The following is a 21,450-nucleotide window of genomic DNA, read 5'->3' as shown; positions in this document are numbered from 1 at the left end:
CGAACAGACATGTTTTCTAGGGTTCCGCATGTTTATACATGGCCTGGTCCGAGAGAAAACACATATGCGGACATATCCCGCATATGCACACGGAGGGAAAAAAGCCCGGGAGAGTCAATCTCATGTGAGACGACTATCCGGGCTTTTTTGTATTGTCCGGATACAGAAAGGGTGAAGAACATGAAATGGGGTTTAGTGGTCATAGCGGCCGTATTTGAAGTGGTATGGGTCACCGGCCTGAAACATGCTGATTCGGCACTGGCGTGGAGCGGCACGATTACGGGAATCATCATCAGTTTTTATCTATTAATCAAGGCGACAGACAGCCTGCCCGTAGGAACGGTATATGCGGTCTTTACCGGACTCGGGACAGCGGGCACCGTGCTCAGTGAAATCCTGCTTTTCAAAGAGCAGGCCGATCCGGTGAAAATCGTGCTGATCGGCGTTTTGCTGATCGGTGTCATCGGATTAAAGCTGGTCACACAGGATAAGCCTGAGACGAAGGAGGAGAAGGCGTAATGCATTGGATCAGCCTGATAGCCGCGGGTCTTTGTGAAATGCTCGGGGTCATTTTAATGAATCAATTTCAAAAAGAAAAGAAAGTCAAATGGATTCTTTTCATTATCGCCGGATTTGCGGCTTCTTTTTCCCTGCTTTCTTATGCGATGGAGACGATCGCGATGGGCACGGCCTATGCGATCTGGACCGGTATCGGCACGGCGGGCGGCGCATTAGCCGGCATTCTTTTCTACGGCGAGCAGAAGGATGCGAAGCGCATCTTTTTCATTGCGCTTATTTTATGCGCTGCCGTAGGGCTGAAAATTCTTTCGTAAATTGATTTTTATCAAATCTTCAGTATAATCTATTAGTAAGTTACGAATTATGAAGATACGAGGGATTAAAACAGATGAATTCATATATGACACAGCGGCTGAAAGAATACCGCCGCGGGAATGAGGAAAAAGGGCGCCTGCTTGTCAGCTGCCCCGACCAGCCGGGAATTGTATCGGCAGTGTCGGCGTTTTTGTTTGAACATGGCGCAAACATTATTGAATCAAATCAATACACGACTGACCCTGAAGGCGGACGGTTTTTTCTTAGGATCGAATTCGACTGCAAGGGCATTCGTGAGAAAAAAGAGGACTTACAGCAGGCGTTCGCCTCAATCGCCCAGACATTCGGCATGACATGGAGCCTGTCTCTGGCAAGTGAGCTGAAGCGGGTGGCGATCTTTGTATCGAAGGAGCTGCACTGCCTTCATGAACTGATTTGGGAATGGCAAAGCGGCAATATGATGGCCGAAATTGCGGTCGTCATCAGCAACCACGAAGAGGCCAAAGAAGTGGTCGAACCGCTGAATATTCCGTTCCATTACATGAAAGCTAACAAAGACATCCGCGCCGAAGTGGAGCGGCGCCAGCTTGAGCTGCTGGAGCGGTATAAGATTGATGTGATCGTTCTTGCCCGCTACATGCAGATTTTGACGTCTGATTTTGTATCTGCCCATCCGAATCGGATTATTAACATCCACCATTCATTTCTGCCGGCCTTTATCGGCGCTAACCCGTATAAACGGGCTTATGAGCGCGGAGTGAAATTAATCGGCGCGACCTCTCACTATGTGACGGACGATCTTGATGAAGGGCCGATTATTGAACAGGATATTGAACGCGTCGATCACAGAGATCACGCAGAGGATCTGAAGAATATCGGCAGAACGATTGAGCGGAGCGTGTTGGCAAGAGCCGTAAAATGGCATCTGGAAGACCGTGTCATCGTTCACGGAAACAAAACGATCGTATTTAATTAATGGCGGTCCGCCGGGGAGGCGGACTGTTTTTTATGGATGAAAATGTCTTGACAAGAACCTGTTTTCTTTGCATAATATAAAAAAATCATTGAGCGTTGAAGAGGATCAGTACGCAGAACTTTCTGTGACAGAGAGCAAAATGGCCCGCTGAAACATTTTGCCGCATGAAACCTGCCGAACCTGCCTTGGAGTCCTGAGGGGAAAACTCAGGCGCGATAACCTGGCGTTACAGGAAAGCGGGACGCGTGAAAAACGCGTTCAAACAAGGTGGTACCACGGAAAGCCCATTTCGTCCTTATTTTTCAGGACGGAATGGGCTTTTTTTATTGACGAGAGCCGGTTTGGATTGATTGCCACGGAGGAGAAACGATGAAAAAACAAAGAATTGTTGTGAAAATCGGGAGCAGCTCGCTCACCAACAGTAACGGAAGTATTGATGAAGCAAAAATCAAGGAACATACGGAAGCCATTTCTTTATTAAAAGAAAACGGGCATGAAGTGATCCTCATTACCTCAGGCGCGGTGGCAGCGGGTTTTTCCGCTCTCGGCTATCCGTCGCGACCCGTTACGATAAAAGGAAAGCAGGCAGCTGCCGCAGTCGGCCAGACACTTTTAATGCAGCAATATATGGACCATTTAAAAAGATACGGTCTGACGCCGGCACAAATTTTATTAACAAGAAATGATTTCTCAAAAAGAGAGCGGTACAGAAATGCCTATGCCACTGTAATGGAACTGTTGGAGCGGGGAGTCGTGCCGATTATTAATGAAAATGATTCCACATCAGTCGAAGAGCTGACGTTCGGTGATAACGACATGCTGTCGGCGCTTGTAAGCGGTTTGATTCATGCAGACCAATTAATGATTCTCACAGACATTAACGGGCTGTACGATGCCAATCCGAATGAAAACCCGGACGCAAAGCGGTTCGACTATCTGAATGACATCACACCAGAATTGCTCGGATATGCCGGATCAGCAGGCTCAAAGGTCGGCACCGGAGGCATGAAGTCAAAACTTCTCGCCGCCCAGACCGCATTGTCGCTCGGGGTGAAGGTATTTATCGGAACCGGCTCCGGACGGGAAAAACTGATGGGAATTTTAGACGGAAAAGGCGACGGCACTTATATCGGCGATAAAGACCTGTCCTCAGTAAATAATACACGGCAATGGATCATGTTTCATTCTCCGATATCAGGGGAAATCATCATTGATGGGGGAGCGGAGCAGGCGATGATTCATAACGGGTCAAGTCTCCTCCCGGCCGGCGTCGCCGATGTCTGCGGCAGTTTTCCGAAAGGGGCCGTAGTGGAAGTCAAAGGGCCCGGCGGCATTATCGGCAAAGGGCAGACGCAGTACTCATCCGATGAAATTTTAGAAGCCAAAGGGAAGCGGAGCGACCAGCTTTCAGGAACGAAGCAGGTGGAAGTGATTCACAGAGATGATTGGGTGAATTTATTTGACGAGGGGGAACACAAATGAGTGAAGTATTGCAAAAAGCAGCCTTGGCAAAAGAAGCGGCTGCCGAAATGGTCATGAAAACGACGGCTGAAAAAAACGAAGCGCTCCAATGTATTGCAGACGGACTCAGAAACGAACGCCGGCTGATTTTAACAGAGAATCAGAAAGATATTGAAGCGGGACGGAACAGAGGACTGACACCTGACATTATTGACAGGCTGACTCTTGATGAAAAACGCCTGCTCGATATCGCGGACGCCGTGGAACTGCTGATCGGTCTTGAAGATCCCGTCGGTGAATCGCTGGAGACCATTCAAAAAGAGAATGGATTATCCATTGAAAAAATCCGCGTGCCCCTTGGAGTAGTGGGCATGATCTATGAGGCCAGACCGAACGTTACCGTAGACGCGGCCACACTCTGCCTGAAAACCGGAAACGCGGTTGTGCTCAGAGGAAGTTCTTCCGCCATCCACAGCAACATAGCGCTTGTCAGTGTGATGAAACGCGCACTGGGGCTGTCAAAGCTTCCGATTGATGCCGTTCAGCTCATAGAAGATACAAGCAAAGAAACCGCCAAACAGCTCTTTACATTAAATGACGGGCTGGATGTATTGATCCCGCGCGGCGGTAAAAATTTAATTGATCTTGTGGTCAGGGAATCAACCGTACCCGTTTTAGAAACCGGAGCGGGCAATTGCCACGTGTACATAGATGAGTCAGCAGATCCTCAAATGGCAAGCGAGGTCGTTATCAATGCCAAAACACAGCGTCCTTCAGTCTGCAACGCGATTGAATCTCTTTTGATTCATGAAAAATGGGCCGAAGAACACGGACGAAAGCTGCTGAATCAGCTGACAGAAAAAGGGGTGGAGCTCCGAGGAGACCAGGTGATTTGCAGACTGGAGCCTCAAGCGAAACAAGCAGAAGAAGCCGATTGGGGAGCGGAGTATCTGGCGCCGATTCTCAGTGTGAAAACGGTGCAGGACGTACAGGAGGCGGTCCGCCACATTCAGCAGTACGGCACAAACCATTCAGAAGCCATTCTGACGGAGAACGCCGAGCATGCGGCTTACTTCCAGACCGCCGTTGACGCCGCCGCCGTGTATCATAATGCTTCAACCCGGTTTACGGACGGTTTTGAATTCGGATACGGAGCCGAAATCGGCATCAGCACGCAAAAGCTTCACGCGAGAGGGCCGATGGGGCTTCCGGCGTTAACATCTACAAAAATCATCATCAAAGGAAACGGACAAATCCGCGTATAATCTTTTAAGCTTATCCTTCAAAAAGGGTAGGCTTTTTTTATGCGGAAAGATTGACGGTCTCTATTATATTGTGTAAAATTAAATTGTACACAATATAACAGAGGTGAATTCACATGACAAAACCATTATTTACTGCAACCGTATCAGCCGCCGGCGGACGTGAAGGGAAAGTCACGTCTTCTGACGGAGTGCTGAATCTTGATGTTGCCATGCCGGGAACGCCAAGAGCAAAAAAGCTCGAACATGCTACAAACCCTGAACAGCTGTTTGCCGCAGGATATTCAGCCTGCTTTGACAGCGCTCTTCAGCTCGTAGCGAGAAAAGAGCGTCTGAGTATTGAAACAGAGGTCACTGCGCATGTCAGTCTGCTGAAAGATGAAGCAGACCAAGGATATAAACTAGGCGTTACGCTTGAGGTCAAAGCATCCGGCATTGATAAACAGGAGCTTGAAGCCCTTATCCAAAAAGCGCACGGTGTCTGTCCGTATTCAAAAGCGACAGCGGGAAATATTGAAGTGAAGCTTCTGGCAGCAGAATAAAAATAAGGATGCCCATTCGGGGCATCCTTATTTTTTGCCGTGCAGCGTATTCAAAACCTCATAAAGCGACTGCTTTAACTGCTTTAATTCCTCTTTTGACCGTCCCGTCTGTTCCAGCATGGCAATGGGAATATCCGCCGCTGTTTTCTGCAAGGCCCGTCCTTCATCTGTGAGTCTGATCGTCACGGATCGCTCGTCTTCAGCCGACCGCTTTCTCATGATAATTCCGTGCTGCTCCATCCGTTTCAGCATCGGTGTCAGCGTTCCGGAATCCAGGTACAAAAGCTCACCCATCCGTTTCACATTCAGTTCTTCGTGCTCCCATAATAAAAGCAGCGCCAAATATTGGGGATAAGTTACGTTGAGCTTATCAAGCAGCGGTTTGTACCGTTTCGTCATTTCCCTTGAGCTTGCGTACAGCAAAAAACAAAGCTGATTCTCCAGTTTCATATGTTCAAAATCTTTTTCTGCCATTACTTCTTTCACCAACTCTTTGTTTGTTAACGTTACCCCTATTGTAGCTGAAAAACGAACCATTTCCTATTCCAATCATGTTTAAAAATATGAGCAGGGGCAATATATACAGTAAGTACAATGAGGAGGCTGATAATAATGGCATTATTTACTTCAAAAGCGACCGCAGTCGGCGGACGAGCAGGACATATTAAATCCGAAGACGGGGTGCTGGATTTTGACATCATCATGCCGAATGCAAAAAAAGACGGAGAAACCGGCACAAACCCTGAACAGCTCTTTGCGGCAGGATATGCTGCCTGCTTCGGGGGAGCGCTTGAGCTCGCCGCCCAAAAACAAAAAATCGACATGACCTCTGAAATTGAAGGACAGGTCAGCCTTTTAAAAGATGAGAGTGACGGAGGTTACAAAATCGGCGTAACGCTCGTCATTGATACAAAAGATCTTGACAAAGAAACGGCGGAGAAGCTAGTGCACGCCGCTCACGAGTTCTGTCCGTATTCAAAAGCAACAAGAGGAAATGTAGACGTCAAACTTGAATTAAAATAAATCAACGAACGAATATCCCGGATTTTATATCCGGGATATTTTATTAACGAAAACATCAGTAATGATCTCTTCTCTCCCGGAATAAGAATACGATATAGCACTTTTGCATAATGACACCAAGAGAAAAGAGGGAGAAATCGATGTCTCTTCCAAACATACCGAACATCACCCCCGACATTACACTCTCCAGATGTGAGACCCTGAACCTCCTTCTTTCATCCGTGGCTATGGAAGAAATCGGACTATCCCATATTCTGCAGGCGGAAGCGGAAAGGATTCAAATGTTTCTCGGCGCTTCCGGCGATCCCTCCTTGGAGGAATTGTCATCAATTAATAGAAGCACTGAACGGCTCCTGCGCACCGTCATGAAATCACAACTCCTTTTGCAGACGAAGCTTGAGGACATTATCTTCTTACAGGATTCTGAAGTCTGTATGGACCCGGACGACCCAAGCAATCCGAGTGATCCGGGCGATCCTGATGACCCGTGGAATCCGGACGACCCGAGCAATCCGAGTGATCCGGGCGATCCTGATGACCCGTGGAATCCGGACGACCCGAGCAATCCGAGTGATCCGGGCGATCCTGATGACCCGTGGAATCCGGACGACCCGAGCAATCCGAGTGATCCGGGCGATCCTGATGACCCGTGGAATCCAGACGATCCCAGTGATCCGGAAGATCCGTGTGACGGCCTGTTTTACGGCCGCATTGGCTGCTGTGAGTGTGGGGATTGTGAGGACTGCGGTTGGAAGAAAAAAGGCGGGGAGCGTTCATAAAAAAAGAGACGGGTGAAGCATATGCCGTATCCAAGCATCTCAAAAGCGAAACACGCATCTTTTGAAGCCATGCATTGTCTCACGATGGCGCTGTTACATATATTATCTGTGACCGTGGATAAAAGAAGGGGTTCAAATTACAAAGAAGAAATCAGGCTGTTCTCCGCATTGTGCCGCTGGCAGATGGAAACAGGCGGCCGTCTGTTTTTAATGATCAGCTTGGAAGAAGAGCAGAAGCAGATGTATGAGCGGCACTTTCTTGAAATGAAGACAGTTACGGAACGAACGAAAAAATTCATTTCTGAAAGCCCGCGCGAATTCCGGGCGCATCCGATTACGAAGCGGGCTGTCAGGCAGCTTCAGGAATGGAATACGGAAACTGCCGAACCTGCCGTCAGATGGGTGCGGCCTGTCATCATCACGATGAACGGCACTCCTGAACGGCCTTGGTTCAATCAACAACTCCAAAATCGGGAAAGGTGAGAAAATGAGCGGAAATGCTGAATGTAAACTGACTCTTTGCATGATTGTGAAAAACGAGGAGAGATACATCTCCCGTTGTTTATCAAGTGTACAAGACATCGCTGATGAGATCGTCATCGCAGACACCGGATCACAAGATAATACAAAAGATATATGCAAAAGCTTTCAGGCAAGAGTGTTTGATTTCGAATGGGAGAATGATTTCGCAAAGGCCAGAAATTACGCCCTGCAGCATGCCGAAGGAGATTGGATTTTAGTGCTTGACGCGGATGAAGAGCTCGATCAGGAGACGGGCCGTTTTTTAACTTCGCTGCTTCATGACGGATTACCGAGCCGGGGCCTTTTGAAAATCATCAATTATACGGGGAAGCAGCTCGATGAAAACGAAGCGTTTGAAAGCATGCAGCCGAGACTGTTCCGCAATCATAAAGGCCTTCTGTATCAAGGCAGAATTCACGAGAATATCTCGGCTTCCAATGAGGAAGAAAACAATGCTTTTTTCACGCTCCCATGTGTGATTCATCACTACGGCTACTTGGAGCAGGAAGAAAAGATCAAGCAAAAACATAAACGGAATATCAGCATTTTAAATGAAGAGCTTTCAGAGGAAAATCCTGATCCGTGGCTTGTCTATCATTTGGCAAGTGAATGCTACAGAATCAAAGACTATGAAAAAGCATTACATCTTGTCAACGGCTCAATTTTTCAATTTTTAAGCGAAAAACGAATGCCTCCGTCTCTCCTGTATTATTTGAAATATACAATATTGCTTGAGCTCAAACGGTATGAAGAAGCCGAACAAGGGATTGAAAAAGTGCTCAAGCTATATCCTGATTACAGCAATCTTCATTATTATAAAGGCCTTGTATTATATCATTTGGAAAAGTACAGAGCGGCAATCAAAGCATTTGAATACGGAACGCAGGTTGAAGGAGAAAACGCTGATCACTTCATTTTAAAAGGTGCCGCCGATTTCAGAGCCTTTTATTATATGGCGAAATGCCATGCTGCATTAAACCATGATATGACGGCCATCGCTTACGCCAAAAAATCCGTGAAGTTCAATCCTCAATTTAAACCCGCGAAAGAACTTCTGTCTCAATTAAAAAAGGATCAGCGGACAAACGCCTGATCCTTTTTTTGCATGTTCCATTAAGATAATCGAATAATGTTTAAAGCTGCACCGACGCTTCCTCCAAGCAATGTGGCCGCACCCAATAATCCGAACAGCTGAAGCTGGATGGTGCTGCCTGCTGGCAAAGTCACAATAAAGGAGTTATTAAAGTTTGCCAAAGACGCGACCGGGGCGATAATCGAACTTGCAGGAGGAGTGCCGTTGATTAAAATACGCGAACTTACAAGCAAGCCGGCCGTTAAATTAATATGGTAGGAAATATAGTACCGTCCTGCCGGAGCAACGGTAAATATGGTATTTGCGGCATTAGCCGTAATATCTGCCGAAAGGTTTTGTTCATTCGGTAAGGAAATGGTCGTGCCGCCGACAATAACTGCGACAACACCGCCGCCCGTATTGCTCGCATAGCCGGAAGTTGCTGTCAGACTTGTTCCGGTGATTCCGGTCGGTCCGGTGCCGCCAGTAGCGCCCGTGCTTCCAGTCGGTCCGGTGTCGCCAGTAACGCCGGTGCTTCCGGTCGGCCCGGTACCGCCAGTAGCACCGGTGCTTCCCGCCGCAGCTAAAAGTGTATAGTCAGCTGAGGCTTCAGGGGTTCCCGCGGGGCTGTTTACGTTTGCGACATAGGAGCTGCCGTTATACAATACAACCTGTCCGGGTGTATAAGTGGGGGCAATCAGCGGATTAAAAGCAACAATCCCTTGAAGACCCGCACCGGTGACCCCCGTCGGTCCGGTCGATCCGGTTGGCCCCGTCGCTCCGGCCGGTCCGATTGCTCCCGTAGGTCCCGTCGGCCCCGTAGCACCAGTCGGTCCCGCCAGTGTAGGGATATTTGAGATACTGTCCAATTTTGAACCGAGAAGAAGCTCCTGTTTCATTAAGCTGTCAAGCGTATCACGGACGCTCTCATTCAAGTTAAGAATATCCGCAAGACTTGACGGGGGCCCTGTTAATCCGGGAATCGTTCCGAGCGCGTATTGGATTTTTTCCCCTTCCGCATTCAAAATATGTGCCATTCCCAGCTCTTCCATAGCAATTGACGAAAGAACAAGGTTAATGGTATCGTCTCTGGAAAGTGTAACGACAGGGGTGATATTGGGCAAATTAGGCTGTGACACAATGTCCCTCCTTATGAGTTGGCTGAAAATCATTTTATTACGAACAAAGTCCCCGAAATGAGCGTAAGCAGTACTGTATCAGTATATTCACGGATTCTGTCCAAGTTTCTGAATGGATTCCCTTTATAAACCAATTGAGCGGGTTATACCGCTGTTTTTGATTTCATCAGCGGGACATGTGATCGTCTATAAAGCGATGGCTATATATCTTGTGCGTTTCCTGCAAAAACTCTCTTTTTCATTTCAAGTTTTCTGTATAAAAGGGCGAGAAGCATGGATGGGATCGTACAAACAATCATTCCGATAAAGGCATACCGGGGTTCAATTTCATATAAAAAACCTCCGAAAATAGTAAATACCGCAGTGCTCCAGCTGAGAGCAAGCGCTGAATATATGCCTTGGGCTTTCGGGATTTGCGCGGGTGAAATATTTTTAATTAAGTATTTCATAAATGCATAGTGTCCCATCGCGAATGAACAGGCATGCAGCGTCTGCGCAATACAGAAAATGATGACATGAGGAAAGGCAAATACGAGTATCCAGCGTACGGTAGCACCAAGCGCCGCCAAGGCGAGCAAAGAGCCTGCCGTAAATTGATGAAAGTATCGGTCAGCGATTGCAAAGAAGATAATCTCCGCGAGAACGGCGATGTTGATGATGATTCCGATGGCATATGCGGGCGCATCGATTTCCTGCAAAAAGAGATAACCGTAATTGTAATAAGACGCGTGTGCCGCCTGCAGTAAGATAACGATTGCGAGCACCAGACCGAAATATTTGATGCGGAATAAGGCAAACATGCCCTCTTTTCTTGCGCGGTCTGTTTCCGGCCGTTTTGAAAGAACAGCTGGCGCATGCATAAAGCTGAGGCATGCGAATATCAGGGTGCCCAAAAGCAGTGCCCATAAAATCGCTTGATCTCCGAATATACCTGTAAAGACGGACAGGATGACGCCGGCTGAAACAAAACCCGCGGACCCCCACTGTCGGCTTGTCCCATAGGCCTTTAATTCGTTATGCTGTACAAGGACGCCGCAAGCGCTGTCTAAAGCAGGCATTAAAGCAGGGTAAAACACATGCAGCACTAATGTGACAAGAAGCAGGCTTTGAAAAGAATCAGCGGGAATATAACATAAAAGTGCGAGAAGCGTCCCGGTTCTGGCGCCGTTTAATAAGGCTTTGCTGCTGAATTTTCCTGATAAATAAGGGAAGAAAAATAATGTGGAAATCCCTCTTGCCGCCAAGCCCAGGCTCATAATGAAACTGGCTTCGGATACGGAAACCCCTTTTATATGCACCATCCATCCCGTCCAATAGGGCAGAAAAACACCCCATGTCATAAAAAAACTAAAAAAATGCAGACTCATCCAGCGATATGCTTTCATTCCCGTTCCTCCTTTAATTGGCATGTTATCATGTAAAGACATAAAGACAATATGAGATATCTCATATTTTTGGGGTGGACGATGGAAGTTTATAAAGGCGAGAAAAAGCGGCATCAGTTAAAAAAACACTCAATCGCGCATTTATTCTCTTTCCCCGCTGAAGAGTTTATGGAAGTGCGCGAATATGAGCGGGACGAATGGATTATTCAAGAGGGCAGGAGGCCTGACTTCCTGTTTTACGTGCTTGAAGGAAAAGCGAAAATATATGTAACCCACCAAAACGGGAAAGTTTCTTTAATTAATTTTATCAACAAAGATGATTACATCGGAGAGATGGAACTATTACATGAAGTATATTACACAAAAGGAATTCAAGCCTCAACGAAGACTGTTTGTTTTGCTCTGCCTATTTACCGCTGCCGCGCGCAATTGCTGCAGGATGCGAAATTCCTGCGTGAATTGGCTAAGTTTTTAAGTGCTAAGGCAACGCTTATGGCTTCGAAATATTCACAAAGTCTGGCGTTCCCGCTTGAAAACCGGCTGGCCGATTTTATTTTGCAGACGGCTTATAAAGGGGGTTATAAAGAGAAGCACGTAACGGTCTGTGATTATTTGGGTGTATCTTACCGTCATCTCTTGCATGTGCTGACGCAATTCTGCCAAAAAGGGTATTTGCAAAAAGAAGGGCGGGGCTATCAAATTAAGCAGCATGATTCACTAAGTGAACTTGCGAAGGCGCTGAAGAATAAGTAGCACGCCCAGAAAAAACAGCCACCCGTAAGTTACGGATGGCTGTTTTCATTATACAAGCTGAGCTTGTTTTTTTCGTGCCTGTTTCGCGGCGTCGACCATATTTTTTAATGCAGCAACGGTTTCTTCCTGCTGTCTTGTTTTCAGTCCGCAGTCCGGGTTTACCCAGAAGCGGTCAGTCGGACACACTTCAAGCGCGTCATCAATAATTTGATAGATTTCTTCAGTTGCCGGCACACGCGGGCTGTGAATGTCGTATACACCGAGTCCGAGGCCTTTCACGTAAGGATGTTCTTTCAAGTATTCTAAAAATCCTCCGTGGCTTCTGCTGTGTTCAATTGTAATGACATCCGCGTCAAGATCATTGATCGTATCTACGATATCTTCAAAGTTGCTGTAACACATATGCGTATGAATCTGCGTCTCATTTTGCACAGAAGACGTCGTTAACCGGAATGCTTCTGCGGCCCAAGTTAAATATTCATCCCAATCCTGCGTTTTTAACGGCAGTCCTTCGCGGAGCGCGGGTTCATCCACTTGGATAATCTGAATACCGGCATCTTCAAGCGCTTTTACTTCTTTTCTGAGGGCAAGCCCGATCTGGAAGGCGATTTCTTTTCTTGAAATATCCACACGCGGGAATGACCAGTTTAAGATGGTGACAGGTCCCGTCAGCATGCCTTTCATGTGTTTTTCCGTCAGCGATTGGGCGTAGACCGTATCTTTTACCGTCATCGGTTCGATAAATTCGACATCTCCGAAAATGACAGGCGGACGTACGCAGCGTGAACCGTAAGACTGCACCCATGCATATTTCGTAAAGGCGAATCCGGCCAGTTTTTCACCGAAGTATTCGACCATGTCCGTCCGCTCAAATTCTCCGTGAACGAGCACGTCTAAGCCGATTTCTTCCTGAATGTCAACCCAGCGCTTCGTTTCCGCATTAATAAAGGCTTGGTACTGTTCATCCGTCCAATCTTTTTTGCGCCATTTTTGCCGTGCGCTCCGCACCTCGGCAGATTGAGGGAAGCTTCCGATTGTCGTCGTCGGCAGAAGAGGAAGACCGAGTGATTCATTCTGCAGCGCCAATCGTTCTTCAAAGCTTGCCGGACGGGAGAAATCTTTTTCCGTCAGCTGATTCAGCTCTTCTTTTTGAGCTGAGTTCGCTCCTGTTGCGAATGCTTTTAAAGCCTTAAGTGCCGCTTTTGATTCTTCGATCTGCTCACTGACGGCCGCTTTGCCGGACAGAAGCCCTTCTTTTAAGACGCCGAGTTCCGCCAGTTTTTCTTTAGCGTATGACAGGCCGTTCAGCAAATCCTTTTCAAGATGCTCGTCAGGGTGTTTCGCCACCGGCACGTGCAGAAGGCTGCTTGAAGGCTGAATCCATAACTCCTCAACATCAGCGTGGCTGAGGATATCCAGAGCTGCATCAAGGCGTTCTTCAACATCGATTTTCCAAATGTTGCGGCCGTCGACCACACCGGCTGCCAGCACTTTATCTTTCGGGAAGCCGTGCTTTTTCAGCTGATCAAGGTTTCTGCCTTTATCATGCACGAAGTCAAGCCCGATTCCCTGTACAGGATAAGAAACGAGTTCTTCATATGCATCAACCGAATCGAAGTATGTCTGCAGAAGGACATTCAGTCCTGAAAGCTCTTTTGTGATCGCTTCATAGAGTTCTTTTGCGGCACGGACGTCTTCAGAAGAAGCTGTCACAAGGGCCGGCTCATCGATCTGAACCCATTTTACGCCTTCAGCTTCAAGTTCTTTCAGCAGCTGAACATAAAGAGGAACAAGGCGTTTTTGAATCGCTTTCGCTTCTGATTCTTCGTATCCTTTCGCAAGTGTGACGAATGTGTACGGACCGACGATGACAGGTTTTGTTTCCGCTCCGAATTCTTCTTTGATCCGGCGGTAGTCGTCAAGCTGTTTGTTTCTCGTCAGACGGAATTCAATGCTTTCGTCATATTCAGGGACGATGTAATGGTAGTTGGTATTAAACCATTTCGTCATTTCACTGGAAACGGCGTCTTTTACACCGCGGGCAATCGCAAAGTATGTATCAACGGGATCCGTGATGCTGCGGAATCTTTCCGGAATCCAGTTAAAGCTGACGGCGGTATCAAGCACATGGTCATAATGGGTGAAATCAGAGACCGGCACGATATCGATATGTTGGTCAAGCTGTGTTTTGACAGCTGATAAGAATAAACCGTCAAGTTCTTTAAGAAACGTTTCTTTGTCAGTGTTTCCTTTCCAATAAGCCTCAAGCGCTTTTTTCCATTCTCTGTTCAAGCCGATTCTCGGAAAACCGAGGTTCGAAGTTTTGATTGTTGTCATTAAGTTTCCTCCTTTAAGTGAGATGTAACAAAAAAGCCTCTTTCTCATGAGAGAAAGAGGCTTTAACTTCAAAATGCAAGCCTCTCTTATCTCTCAGATCACGTCTGATGGAATTAGCACCGTGCCTTATGAGACAGTCGTCTCGGCGCAAAAATCACGCGCCCCATTTCACAATGGAATTACGGTCGGTTGCTGTTGGGGTCAAAAGGCCAATCCCTCGCCCAACTCTCGATAAGAGAAAATATTTCAATTTTTTTGAAAAGTTACATCATTTGTTGGTTATCTTATCAGTTTATTCAGATCACTGTCAATAGAAAATCTCACATTTTAAAAATTGGTGATGTGACAAGCTGATCAATCATTATATGAGAAAAATATCAGAAAGACAGCAGCTGTGCCTGTTCGGCTCTTTCCATCAGCACTTCAGGCGCGTCTAAATACAGGAATCCGTTCCCGGCCAATGTTTTGGCGATGTCCAAAGGAAGGGTCCGCCGCACGAGCTGGGCGTAGACTTCAGCCTCAGAAAGCGTCCGCTGAAACGCGTCCTGTTCAAGCCCTTTTATTAAGGCAAGCGCTCCGCTCACATGCGGGGCGGCCATTGAAGTGCCCGTCAGTTTCCCGTATTTATGGTTGGGAAGGGTGGAGAGAATATTTTCTCCCGGAGCCACCAGGTCAATCTCTTTATTGGCGTTTGAAAATTCAGACGATTTACGGGCGATTGAGACTGATCCGACTGCGATCACCTCGTTGTAAGCGGCTGGATACGACAGTTCCTCTGTACGTTCGTCTCCGTCGCCTTCGTTTCCTGCCGCGCAAACGACCAGAACACCGCTTTTTACCGCATTTGTGACGGCTTCTTTCAATTCAGGCACATCGCTTGGCCCGCCGAGTGACATGGAAATAATATCGGCCTTTTGTTCAACGGCGTAGTTGATGCCGTTAATGATCCATTCGTATTTGCCGCTGCCGTTTTGACCGCCGAGAACTTTAACGATTAAAAGGCTTGCTTCCGGCGCGACACCCGAAATTCCGCCGTTTGAATCATTGGCGGCAATCGTTCCGGAAACGTGTGTCCCGTGTCCGTTATAATCGGAAATCGCGTCTTCTTTGCCTCCGTCATCATCGGTGAAGTTTTTCCCGCCGACAATCCGGTCTTTCAAATCAGGATGATTGATGTCGCAGCCTGTGTCAAGCACCGCGATTTTAATATCCTTGCCTTTAAACCCTTTTGCCCACAACTCTGGCGCCTTAATCACTTTAATCCCCTCTGGAAGCTCGTTCACCTCCATGATCTGTTCATCCGTGACATAAGGAATCAAATGCATTTCACCATTCATAAAAAAGCCCTCCTTTTTTATGCTTGCGAGTGGATACAAGGGTGTTGCTACTATTTTATGGCAGAGCATGCCGGCCGGAAAGAGTCATTTGAAGCATTTTCATAAAAAAGGCGTAATCTATCGCACTAAAAAATTTCAAATAAATGGATAGTTTAACAGCTTTTATTTTCATTCATGATCCGCTGACGGTATAATTGGAAATGGGAAAGGAGAAGAGATATGAAGATAAGTGAAGCATTATACAACTATTTTTCAGAACAAGTGGATCAAATTGCGAAAGAGTGGATCGAAACGATGGAAGATTCGGATCCGAATTCGATTTATTCTTTGACAAATCCCGTCATCACAGAAGAACTGACGGAGCAGGATAAAGAATTTTACCGGCATATTAATAAAATGTATATCATGCCGAAAAAAGAATTTTTAGAAGAGTTCGAGCAGTGGGTGATTGAGCTTGCGAAAGACCAGAAGCATCTGGATACTCCCGTACAGTATGTGGTCCGTGAATTCATGAGAAACCGGAGACTATACATCAGTTATTATGATGCGTTTGCCGATAAACATGAATCTTCGTTTGCACAGGGAGAAAGGAAGAAATGGGAGAATTTAATTGTACAAGTATTTGATTTTACGATTTACACGTTTGTCGATCATGCCGAGCATAACTCAAAAATGCAGCTGAATGCGCAAAGAGAAATGATTTTGGAGTTAAGCTCGCCGGTTATCACGCTGAGCAAACGGACGGCGCTGCTGCCGCTTGTCGGCGATATTGACACGGAGCGCGCCAAATTCATTCTTGAAAATACGCTGAGCACATGTGCAAAACGGCTGATTGAACATCTGTTAATTGACCTGTCGGGTGTAGTGGTTGTCGATACGATGGTGGCGCATCAGATTTTTAAATTAGTTGAGGCGCTGAAATTGATCGGCGTCACGTCCACTTTATCCGGAATCAGGCCGGAAATCGCTCAAACCGCCGTACAGCTCGGCATTAATTTCTCAGATATTACGATCAAGTCCAATCTCGCTCAGGCTCTCAATTATCATCAATAACATACATAACAAAACAGGCTGCCGAATCACTCCGGCGGCCTGTTTTTATACAAACAACAATGAAATGAGCCAGCTTGCGCCGAATAACAGAAGCACGAGCAGGAAAAAGCACCAGTCGGCGCGGCGCACGGTAACAGTTCTGTAAAACGTGCGGTTTCGGCTCCCCGTAAAGCCTTTAGATTCCATCGCGATCGCCGTGCGTTCCGCCTTTCTGATTGCGCCTGCCAATAGCGGAATGGTGAAGCGCCTGAAGGCGGAGAGCTTTCCTTTCAGCCCGGAATCAGACCCCGCGCCCCTGATTCTGTGCGCCTGCCGGATGATCAGGATTTCATCTTTCAGAAGAGGGAGAAACCGGAACCCCGCGATAACGCCGTATGCAAGCTTGGGCGGCAGCTTACACTGCTGAATCAGACTGAGCATGAACAGAATCGGATCGGTTGTGAAAAGAAACATCATCGACAAAGCGGAAAAACATAAAATACGAAACGCGATAGAAATCCCGAGCGCCGCGTTATCACTGTTGACGGCAATCGGCCCGAGCTTAAACAGCAGGTTGCTTCCGGTTGTCGGGACGTTTCCGAATACGGCGGCTGTCCATAAAGAACCGAAGGCCAGAATGACAAACGGAATCGTGAACAGCAGCCATTTTTTCAGCGGCACACGCCCCGCCGAGAGGACGCCTCCCGCAATGATGATATAAAACAAAGCAGGGGTGTACGGATTATAAATAAACGACAGCATAATGACGCATAACAATACAGCCGCCGCCTTTATTGACGGGTTAACAGCCTCCAGCCGCAAGTTCATTTCTCCGCCTCCTGTCGTGTTTCATCCATTCATACCGCAGCGGTAAAGCCAAATGCGCCTGCTCGGCGATCCCGGTGTTATCAGAAAATAAAGCGTCGGGAGTTCCCCGGAATACCAGTTTCGTGCCGCAGAGCACAAGGATCGTGTCGGCATAATCCGAGACGAGTTCCATATCGTGTGTCACCATCAAAACAGCCGTTCCTTCCTTTTGAATCTCACGGAGCATTTGCATACACTCCCGCGCCGTTTTGGCATCCTGTCCGAAAGTCGGTTCATCAAGCATCAAAACGTTCACATTGTGCATAAGCATCGTCGCGACGCTGAGCCTGCGTTTTTGTCCTTGGCTTAAAGAAAACGGATGCTGTGAGGCATGGCGTCTCAGGCCGAATCGGGTTAACAGCTGAAGAGCTTTCTCCTTTGCGGCTCTGCTGCTTTCAAAACCGAACATCAGCTCTTGAATGACGGAATCTGTGACAAATTGGTGTTCAGGATTTTGGAAAACATATCCGATCAGCCGCCGCAGCTCTTTTTCAGAATAGGAATCAATCGGTCTGCCGTCTATTTTGATGTCTCCGCCCAGCGGACGGATGAGCTTGGCCGCGGCAGAAAGGAGCGTGGATTTTCCTGTTCCGTTAGGGCCGGCAATCGCGGTGATTGAACCTTTTTTTACGGAAAAGCTCACATCCTGAAAAATGACGTCTGCCCCTCTTGAGAATGACAGCTCGTGAACGCTCAGCGCGTCTTCTGCCGAAAGCGCGGCGGGCCGGGGTTCGGGCAGAGACGGTACAGATTCTTGAAACAGCTTTTCTTTACACAATGTAAAAGGAATGCTGACGTGCTCCTGCAATGAGATCACACGCGGAATCGGAATGCCGAGCTCTATCAGCTCTTCAATCTTTGTTTCAAAGATAACGTCCGTCTCTCCGTCCATCACCTTCTGACCCGTTTCGTCAAGGACAATCGTCCTGTCCATCCACGGCGCCCAATGATCAAGCTGATGTTCGATAACGAGAAGGCCGAATCCTTTTTTTGCTTGAAGATCTTTGATCAGCCGCGCTAATTCACGTGCGGAATATGGATCAAGCTGTGCCGTCGGTTCGTCCAAAATAATGAGTTCCGGTTCCATCGCAATGATACAGGCAAGCGCCACTTTTTGTTTTGAACCGCCTGACAGCGAAGCGATCGTTCGCGTTTTCAAATGAGTGATCTCTAATTTTGCCAAAACGTCATCGATGATTGCGTCCATATCTTCTTTTGTATATTGCAAATTTTCCAGGCCGAAGGCGATTTCATCTTCAACCGTCAGCATGCAAAACTGCTGGTCCGGATCTTGAAACACGACGCCGATGGATCTGGCGGCGGGTTCTGTCAGATGTGAAAGAGGTGTTCCGTATAAAGAAACGGTTCCCGATTGAACCCCATCGCATGCTTCCGGGTACAGACCGTTTAAACAGAGAGCGAGCGAGCTTTTGCCGCATCCGCTCGGCCCGAGCAATAAAGCCCGCTCTCCTTTCCGGAGCTGAAAGGACACGTTTTGAAGAATCGGCTTTTCATCCTGATCATAAGAAAAGGTAAGACGGCCGGCCAATAGAAGGGGCTCAGATGCCTGCATCTTGGTTCACCTGTTTCTTTTTCTTCTTGAATTGTTTTCCGAGCGCCATGCCGTTCAGCACCCCTGTGTAAGCCAGCGCATCACTGATTGCTTTGCCGAGAAGGCCGGCAAGAAGCGCACCTGAGATCAGACGGATGAGAAGCATGACGGCTAATAAACCCGGATTCAAAACAGAGTATCCGGAAACGAACAAGTCATAAATGAAGCTCGTCACAGAAGAACCCATACCGGATAAAAGAAGCACGGGCAGGGTATACATCCGCCAGCGTGTCGCAAAAAAGACCGCTTCCGCACCGATTCCCTGTGCGATCCCGATCAGAATCACCATCGGTCCTGACGGATTTCCGAGTAAGCACTCCACAAACGCGGCGATGATTTCAGAAACGAGAGCCGCTCCCGGTTTTTGAATAATGTACGCGGCAATCACCGAGACGATAAACCAGATACCGTAAATCGGTTCGTAGCTCATCCGGCCGAAAAATCCTGCCGCTATATTGCTTGCATGAGTTGATACTAAATAAATGACAGCAAATACAACACTGATGACGGACATGACGACAATTTCTCTCATTTTCCAATTTTTCATTGTGATCTCCTGCTTTCTTATCGGATAGTCGTATGTATGAAAGAGATGATTTTACAGGCGGTTCATATTCAGTTTCATATTGCGGTGTCCTCCCCCGTTTTTTAATGAAAAATAAAAAACTGCATATCCGAGGGAATATGCAGCAGCAGAACGAAAACGCATGGGGAAAAACCCTGCGCTCCGGTCAATCTGCACTTCCCCACGCTGGTATTATCCAGATCGGGTTATAAGGGATCAAAACATGCCTGCCGCATGTTTTATCTCAGCCGATAACAGCACCCCTAGTGCGTTTCCTATACAGTTTTTTATGATGACATCATCATAGTTGATCATGTCTGATTTGTAAACAGCCTTTCTTCAAACAGAGTTTGGAATCGGACCGGATGATCATTCATAAAGATAAGTAGAGCCCTTTTGATCAAAAGGAAACGGAGGACATCTATGTTTGTTCATACAGTGCAGTCTGGTGACTCGTTATTTTCCATCAGCAGAAAGTACGGATACCCTGTTGACAGCATCAGAAGCGTCAATGGGCTTGAGGAAACGAATATCGTTCCGGGGCAGGCGCTTTTAATCCCTCTTAATGAATATACGGTTCAGCCGAATGATACGTATGCCGTTATCGCAGGTAAGGCTTATGTGCCGCAGATGCAGCTGATGCAGGCAAACCCGGATATTCCGCCGAACCGGCTGCGGGCGGGTATGAAAGTGAAGATCCCTGATATCTCTAACTATCTTGCGGGAACCCTGCAATTTTATGTCATTCGGACGCCTGAAGCGGATAGAGAGCTAATTAATGATTTTGCGCCGTATTCTTCGGCGATTTCTTTGTTTGAATATCATTTTGGCCCGAACGGAGATATCATTAACGATTTAAACGACAGAACCGCAATAGAAACCACATGGCAGAACAGAGTGCGCCCGCTTGCCGTCATTACGAATCTGACAGAAGGGGGATTCAGTCCGGAATTAGCCCATCAAGTGCTGCAAAATCCGACGGCAAGAACGAATCTCGTCAACAATATCGTCTCCTTAACCGTAAGAAAGGGATACGGCGGTGTAAATATTGATTTTGAACGGGTCAGAGAAGCTGACAGGGACCTCTTCACAGGATTTCTCCGGCAGTTAAAAACCCGGCTTTCAGAGCATCAGCTCGCGTTAACGATATCGGTTCCGGCGAAAACAAGTGATGCAGTGCCGTGGCTGAGGGGATATGATTACGGCGGAATCGGAGCCGTCGTCGATTATATGTTCATTATGGCGTACGACTGGCACCACGCCGGCAGTGAGCCGGGACCCGTGGCGCCTTTGACAGAGGTCAGGCAAACGATCAATTTTGCCATCAGCAGGGTGCCGAGAAGAAAAGTGATTCTCGGTGTTCCGCTATACGGGTATGATTGGGTGATTCCGTACCGTCCGGGAACGATCGGATCCGCCATCTCCAATCAGCGCGCCATGGAAACGGCCATGAAGCATCAATCAGTGATCCGTTATTCCCAGCAGGAGCGTTCCCCTTACTTCCGGTATACTGATGAAAATGGAAGAACGCATGAAGTGTGGTTTGAGGATGTGCGGAGCATGAGTGAAAAAATGGTTCTCGTCCGGGAGTTCGGACTGCAGGCGATCGGCGCGTGGCAATTAACGCTCGGTTTCAAACCGGGCCCGTGGCTGCTTAGGAACTTTTTCACGATCCGAAAAATATAGCTGCATGTCCCGCTACGCAAGTAATTTTTTTTCCTATGATAACGGGTCTTCTTTTGGACAATCTAAAATTGAACAGGAGGTCTGTCATATGAAGAAAAGGGAAGAGCAGTATATCAACGAGGCTGAGTATGTACCGCATCCGACAAAAGAAGGGGAGTACGCGCTCATGCTGCATGAATCCTATCATTTCCTTTCAGAAGAGGATGAAAGCGATTTGCCGGAATAAGGGCTTTATGCCTTTATTCCGTTTATTTTATAGGCATGTG

The 21,450-nt window shown here is 47.4% G+C and carries 22 protein-coding genes, 3 riboswitches and 1 other annotated feature; of the genes, 14 read left to right on the top strand and 8 right to left on the bottom strand.

The window, feature by feature from the left end; genetic code table 11:
• Positions 1–5: 5 nt before the first annotated feature.
• Positions 6–114: riboswitch (guanidine-I (ykkC/yxkD leader) on the top strand.
• A 66-nt stretch (positions 115–180) separates the two neighbouring features.
• The 6 genes from D5S11_RS08880 (at position 181) to D5S11_RS08855 (ending at position 5,075) form a co-directional block, all read left to right on the top strand.
• Positions 181–519 (top strand): DMT family transporter, encoded by a 339-nt coding sequence (locus D5S11_RS08880; RefSeq protein ID WP_007407236.1) that lies wholly within the window; start codon positions 181–183, stop codon positions 517–519.
• Positions 519–833 carry a DMT family transporter gene (locus D5S11_RS08875; RefSeq protein ID WP_007407235.1) on the top strand — a complete coding sequence of 105 codons (315 nt, stop codon included), beginning with the start codon at positions 519–521 and terminating at the stop codon, positions 831–833. The genes D5S11_RS08880 and D5S11_RS08875 overlap by 1 nt, the downstream gene beginning before the upstream one ends.
• Positions 834–907: 74 nt before the next feature.
• On the top strand, positions 908–1,810 hold the full coding sequence (gene purU / locus D5S11_RS08870) for a formyltetrahydrofolate deformylase (protein ID WP_007407234.1): 903 nt from the start codon (positions 908–910) through the stop codon (positions 1,808–1,810).
• 86 nt (positions 1,811–1,896) lie between these two features.
• Positions 1,897–2,110 (top strand) — a binding site (T-box leader).
• A gap of 69 nt (positions 2,111–2,179) precedes the next feature.
• Positions 2,180–3,292 carry a glutamate 5-kinase gene (gene proB, locus D5S11_RS08865; RefSeq protein WP_007407233.1) on the top strand — a complete coding sequence of 371 codons (1,113 nt, stop codon included), beginning with the start codon at positions 2,180–2,182 and terminating at the stop codon, positions 3,290–3,292.
• The gene (proA, locus tag D5S11_RS08860) at positions 3,289–4,536 is read left to right on the top strand and encodes a glutamate-5-semialdehyde dehydrogenase (protein ID WP_012117384.1); all 1,248 of its coding nucleotides are present in this window, start codon (positions 3,289–3,291) and stop codon (positions 4,534–4,536) included. Before proB ends, proA begins: the two co-directional genes overlap by 4 nt.
• A gap of 113 nt (positions 4,537–4,649) precedes the next feature.
• Entirely contained in the window at positions 4,650–5,075 is a 426-nt protein-coding gene (locus tag D5S11_RS08855; protein ID WP_007610880.1) for an organic hydroperoxide resistance protein, read from the top strand.
• 27 nt (positions 5,076–5,102) lie between these two features.
• Here D5S11_RS08855 and D5S11_RS08850 read toward each other — a convergent pair whose 3' ends face one another.
• Entirely contained in the window at positions 5,103–5,612 is a 510-nt protein-coding gene (locus tag D5S11_RS08850) for a MarR family winged helix-turn-helix transcriptional regulator (protein WP_020953982.1), read from the bottom strand.
• Positions 5,613–5,687: 75 nt separating this feature from the next.
• Here D5S11_RS08850 and ohrB point away from each other — a divergent pair, with 75 nt between their 5' ends.
• The 4 genes from ohrB (at position 5,688) to D5S11_RS08830 (ending at position 8,492) form a co-directional block, all read left to right on the top strand.
• The gene (gene ohrB, locus D5S11_RS08845) at positions 5,688–6,098 is read left to right on the top strand and encodes an organic hydroperoxide resistance protein OhrB (protein ID WP_003154758.1); all 411 of its coding nucleotides are present in this window, start codon (positions 5,688–5,690) and stop codon (positions 6,096–6,098) included.
• Between the two features lie 140 nt (positions 6,099–6,238).
• The gene (locus tag D5S11_RS20175; RefSeq protein ID WP_241211461.1) at positions 6,239–6,877 is read left to right on the top strand and encodes an alpha-helical endospore appendage domain-containing protein; all 639 of its coding nucleotides are present in this window, start codon (positions 6,239–6,241) and stop codon (positions 6,875–6,877) included.
• Positions 6,878–6,898: 21 nt separating this feature from the next.
• Entirely contained in the window at positions 6,899–7,360 is a 462-nt protein-coding gene (locus tag D5S11_RS08835; RefSeq protein ID WP_042635132.1) for a hypothetical protein, read from the top strand.
• Between the two features lie 4 nt (positions 7,361–7,364).
• A complete protein-coding gene (locus D5S11_RS08830) occupies positions 7,365–8,492 on the top strand; it encodes a glycosyltransferase (RefSeq protein ID WP_020955708.1) in 1,128 nt (375 codons plus the stop codon).
• Between the two features lie 20 nt (positions 8,493–8,512).
• Here D5S11_RS08830 and D5S11_RS08825 read toward each other — a convergent pair whose 3' ends face one another.
• Complete coding sequence (locus tag D5S11_RS08825; protein ID WP_108725010.1) at positions 8,513–9,610, bottom strand: BclA C-terminal domain-containing protein; 1,098 nt, start codon at positions 9,608–9,610, stop codon at positions 8,513–8,515.
• 200 nt (positions 9,611–9,810) lie between these two features.
• The gene (locus D5S11_RS08820; RefSeq protein WP_020955710.1) at positions 9,811–10,995 is read right to left on the bottom strand and encodes an MFS transporter; all 1,185 of its coding nucleotides are present in this window, start codon (positions 10,993–10,995) and stop codon (positions 9,811–9,813) included.
• A gap of 81 nt (positions 10,996–11,076) precedes the next feature.
• Here D5S11_RS08820 and yeiL point away from each other — a divergent pair, with 81 nt between their 5' ends.
• A complete protein-coding gene (gene yeiL / locus D5S11_RS08815) occupies positions 11,077–11,748 on the top strand; it encodes a transcriptional regulator YeiL (protein WP_108725009.1) in 672 nt (223 codons plus the stop codon).
• A gap of 48 nt (positions 11,749–11,796) precedes the next feature.
• Here yeiL and metE read toward each other — a convergent pair whose 3' ends face one another.
• Both metE and D5S11_RS08805 read right to left on the bottom strand, forming a co-directional pair.
• Positions 11,797–14,085, bottom strand: a complete 2,289-nt coding sequence (gene metE / locus D5S11_RS08810) for a 5-methyltetrahydropteroyltriglutamate--homocysteine S-methyltransferase (RefSeq protein ID WP_108725008.1) — start codon at positions 14,083–14,085, stop codon at positions 11,797–11,799.
• An 83-nt stretch (positions 14,086–14,168) separates the two neighbouring features.
• A riboswitch (SAM riboswitch) is annotated at positions 14,169–14,323 on the bottom strand.
• A gap of 139 nt (positions 14,324–14,462) precedes the next feature.
• Positions 14,463–15,422 carry a S8 family peptidase gene (locus tag D5S11_RS08805; RefSeq protein ID WP_007407222.1) on the bottom strand — a complete coding sequence of 320 codons (960 nt, stop codon included), beginning with the start codon at positions 15,420–15,422 and terminating at the stop codon, positions 14,463–14,465.
• Between the two features lie 219 nt (positions 15,423–15,641).
• On the opposite strand from D5S11_RS08805, the gene D5S11_RS08800 reads away from it, so the two are divergent.
• Positions 15,642–16,475, top strand: coding sequence for an STAS domain-containing protein (locus D5S11_RS08800; protein ID WP_007407221.1), 834 nt, complete (start codon positions 15,642–15,644; stop codon positions 16,473–16,475).
• 45 nt (positions 16,476–16,520) lie between these two features.
• Here the strand turns inward: D5S11_RS08800 and D5S11_RS08795 are convergent, their stop codons facing one another.
• The 3 genes from D5S11_RS08795 to D5S11_RS08785 are packed head-to-tail and all read right to left on the bottom strand — an operon-like array spanning position 16,521 to position 19,480.
• Positions 16,521–17,282, bottom strand: coding sequence for an HMP/thiamine ABC transporter permease ThiX (locus D5S11_RS08795; RefSeq protein WP_007407220.1), 762 nt, complete (start codon positions 17,280–17,282; stop codon positions 16,521–16,523).
• Positions 17,257–18,894, bottom strand: a complete 1,638-nt coding sequence (locus D5S11_RS08790) for an ABC transporter ATP-binding protein (protein WP_108725007.1) — start codon at positions 18,892–18,894, stop codon at positions 17,257–17,259. Before D5S11_RS08790 ends, D5S11_RS08795 begins: the two co-directional genes overlap by 26 nt.
• Positions 18,881–19,480: an ECF transporter S component gene (locus D5S11_RS08785; protein ID WP_039062971.1), complete on the bottom strand. Its 600-nt coding sequence runs from the start codon at positions 19,478–19,480 to the stop codon at positions 18,881–18,883. The genes D5S11_RS08790 and D5S11_RS08785 overlap by 14 nt, the downstream gene beginning before the upstream one ends.
• A gap of 179 nt (positions 19,481–19,659) precedes the next feature.
• Positions 19,660–19,773: riboswitch (TPP riboswitch) on the bottom strand.
• A 148-nt stretch (positions 19,774–19,921) separates the two neighbouring features.
• Between D5S11_RS08785 and D5S11_RS08780 the strand changes: the two genes are divergently transcribed.
• Positions 19,922–21,184: a glycoside hydrolase family 18 protein gene (locus D5S11_RS08780; protein ID WP_007407217.1), complete on the top strand. Its 1,263-nt coding sequence runs from the start codon at positions 19,922–19,924 to the stop codon at positions 21,182–21,184.
• 88 nt (positions 21,185–21,272) lie between these two features.
• Positions 21,273–21,410, top strand: coding sequence for a transcriptional regulator SplA domain-containing protein (locus D5S11_RS08775; RefSeq protein ID WP_003154740.1), 138 nt, complete (start codon positions 21,273–21,275; stop codon positions 21,408–21,410).
• The last annotated feature ends 40 nt before the right edge of the window (positions 21,411–21,450 follow it).

The sequence above is a fragment of the Bacillus sp. L75 genome, from assembly GCF_003676355.1.
Classification (GTDB): Bacteria; Bacillota; Bacilli; order Bacillales; family Bacillaceae; genus Bacillus; species Bacillus velezensis.
Note: the sequence above shows the minus strand (reverse complement) of the source record. Positions and strands in the feature narration are given on the sequence as shown.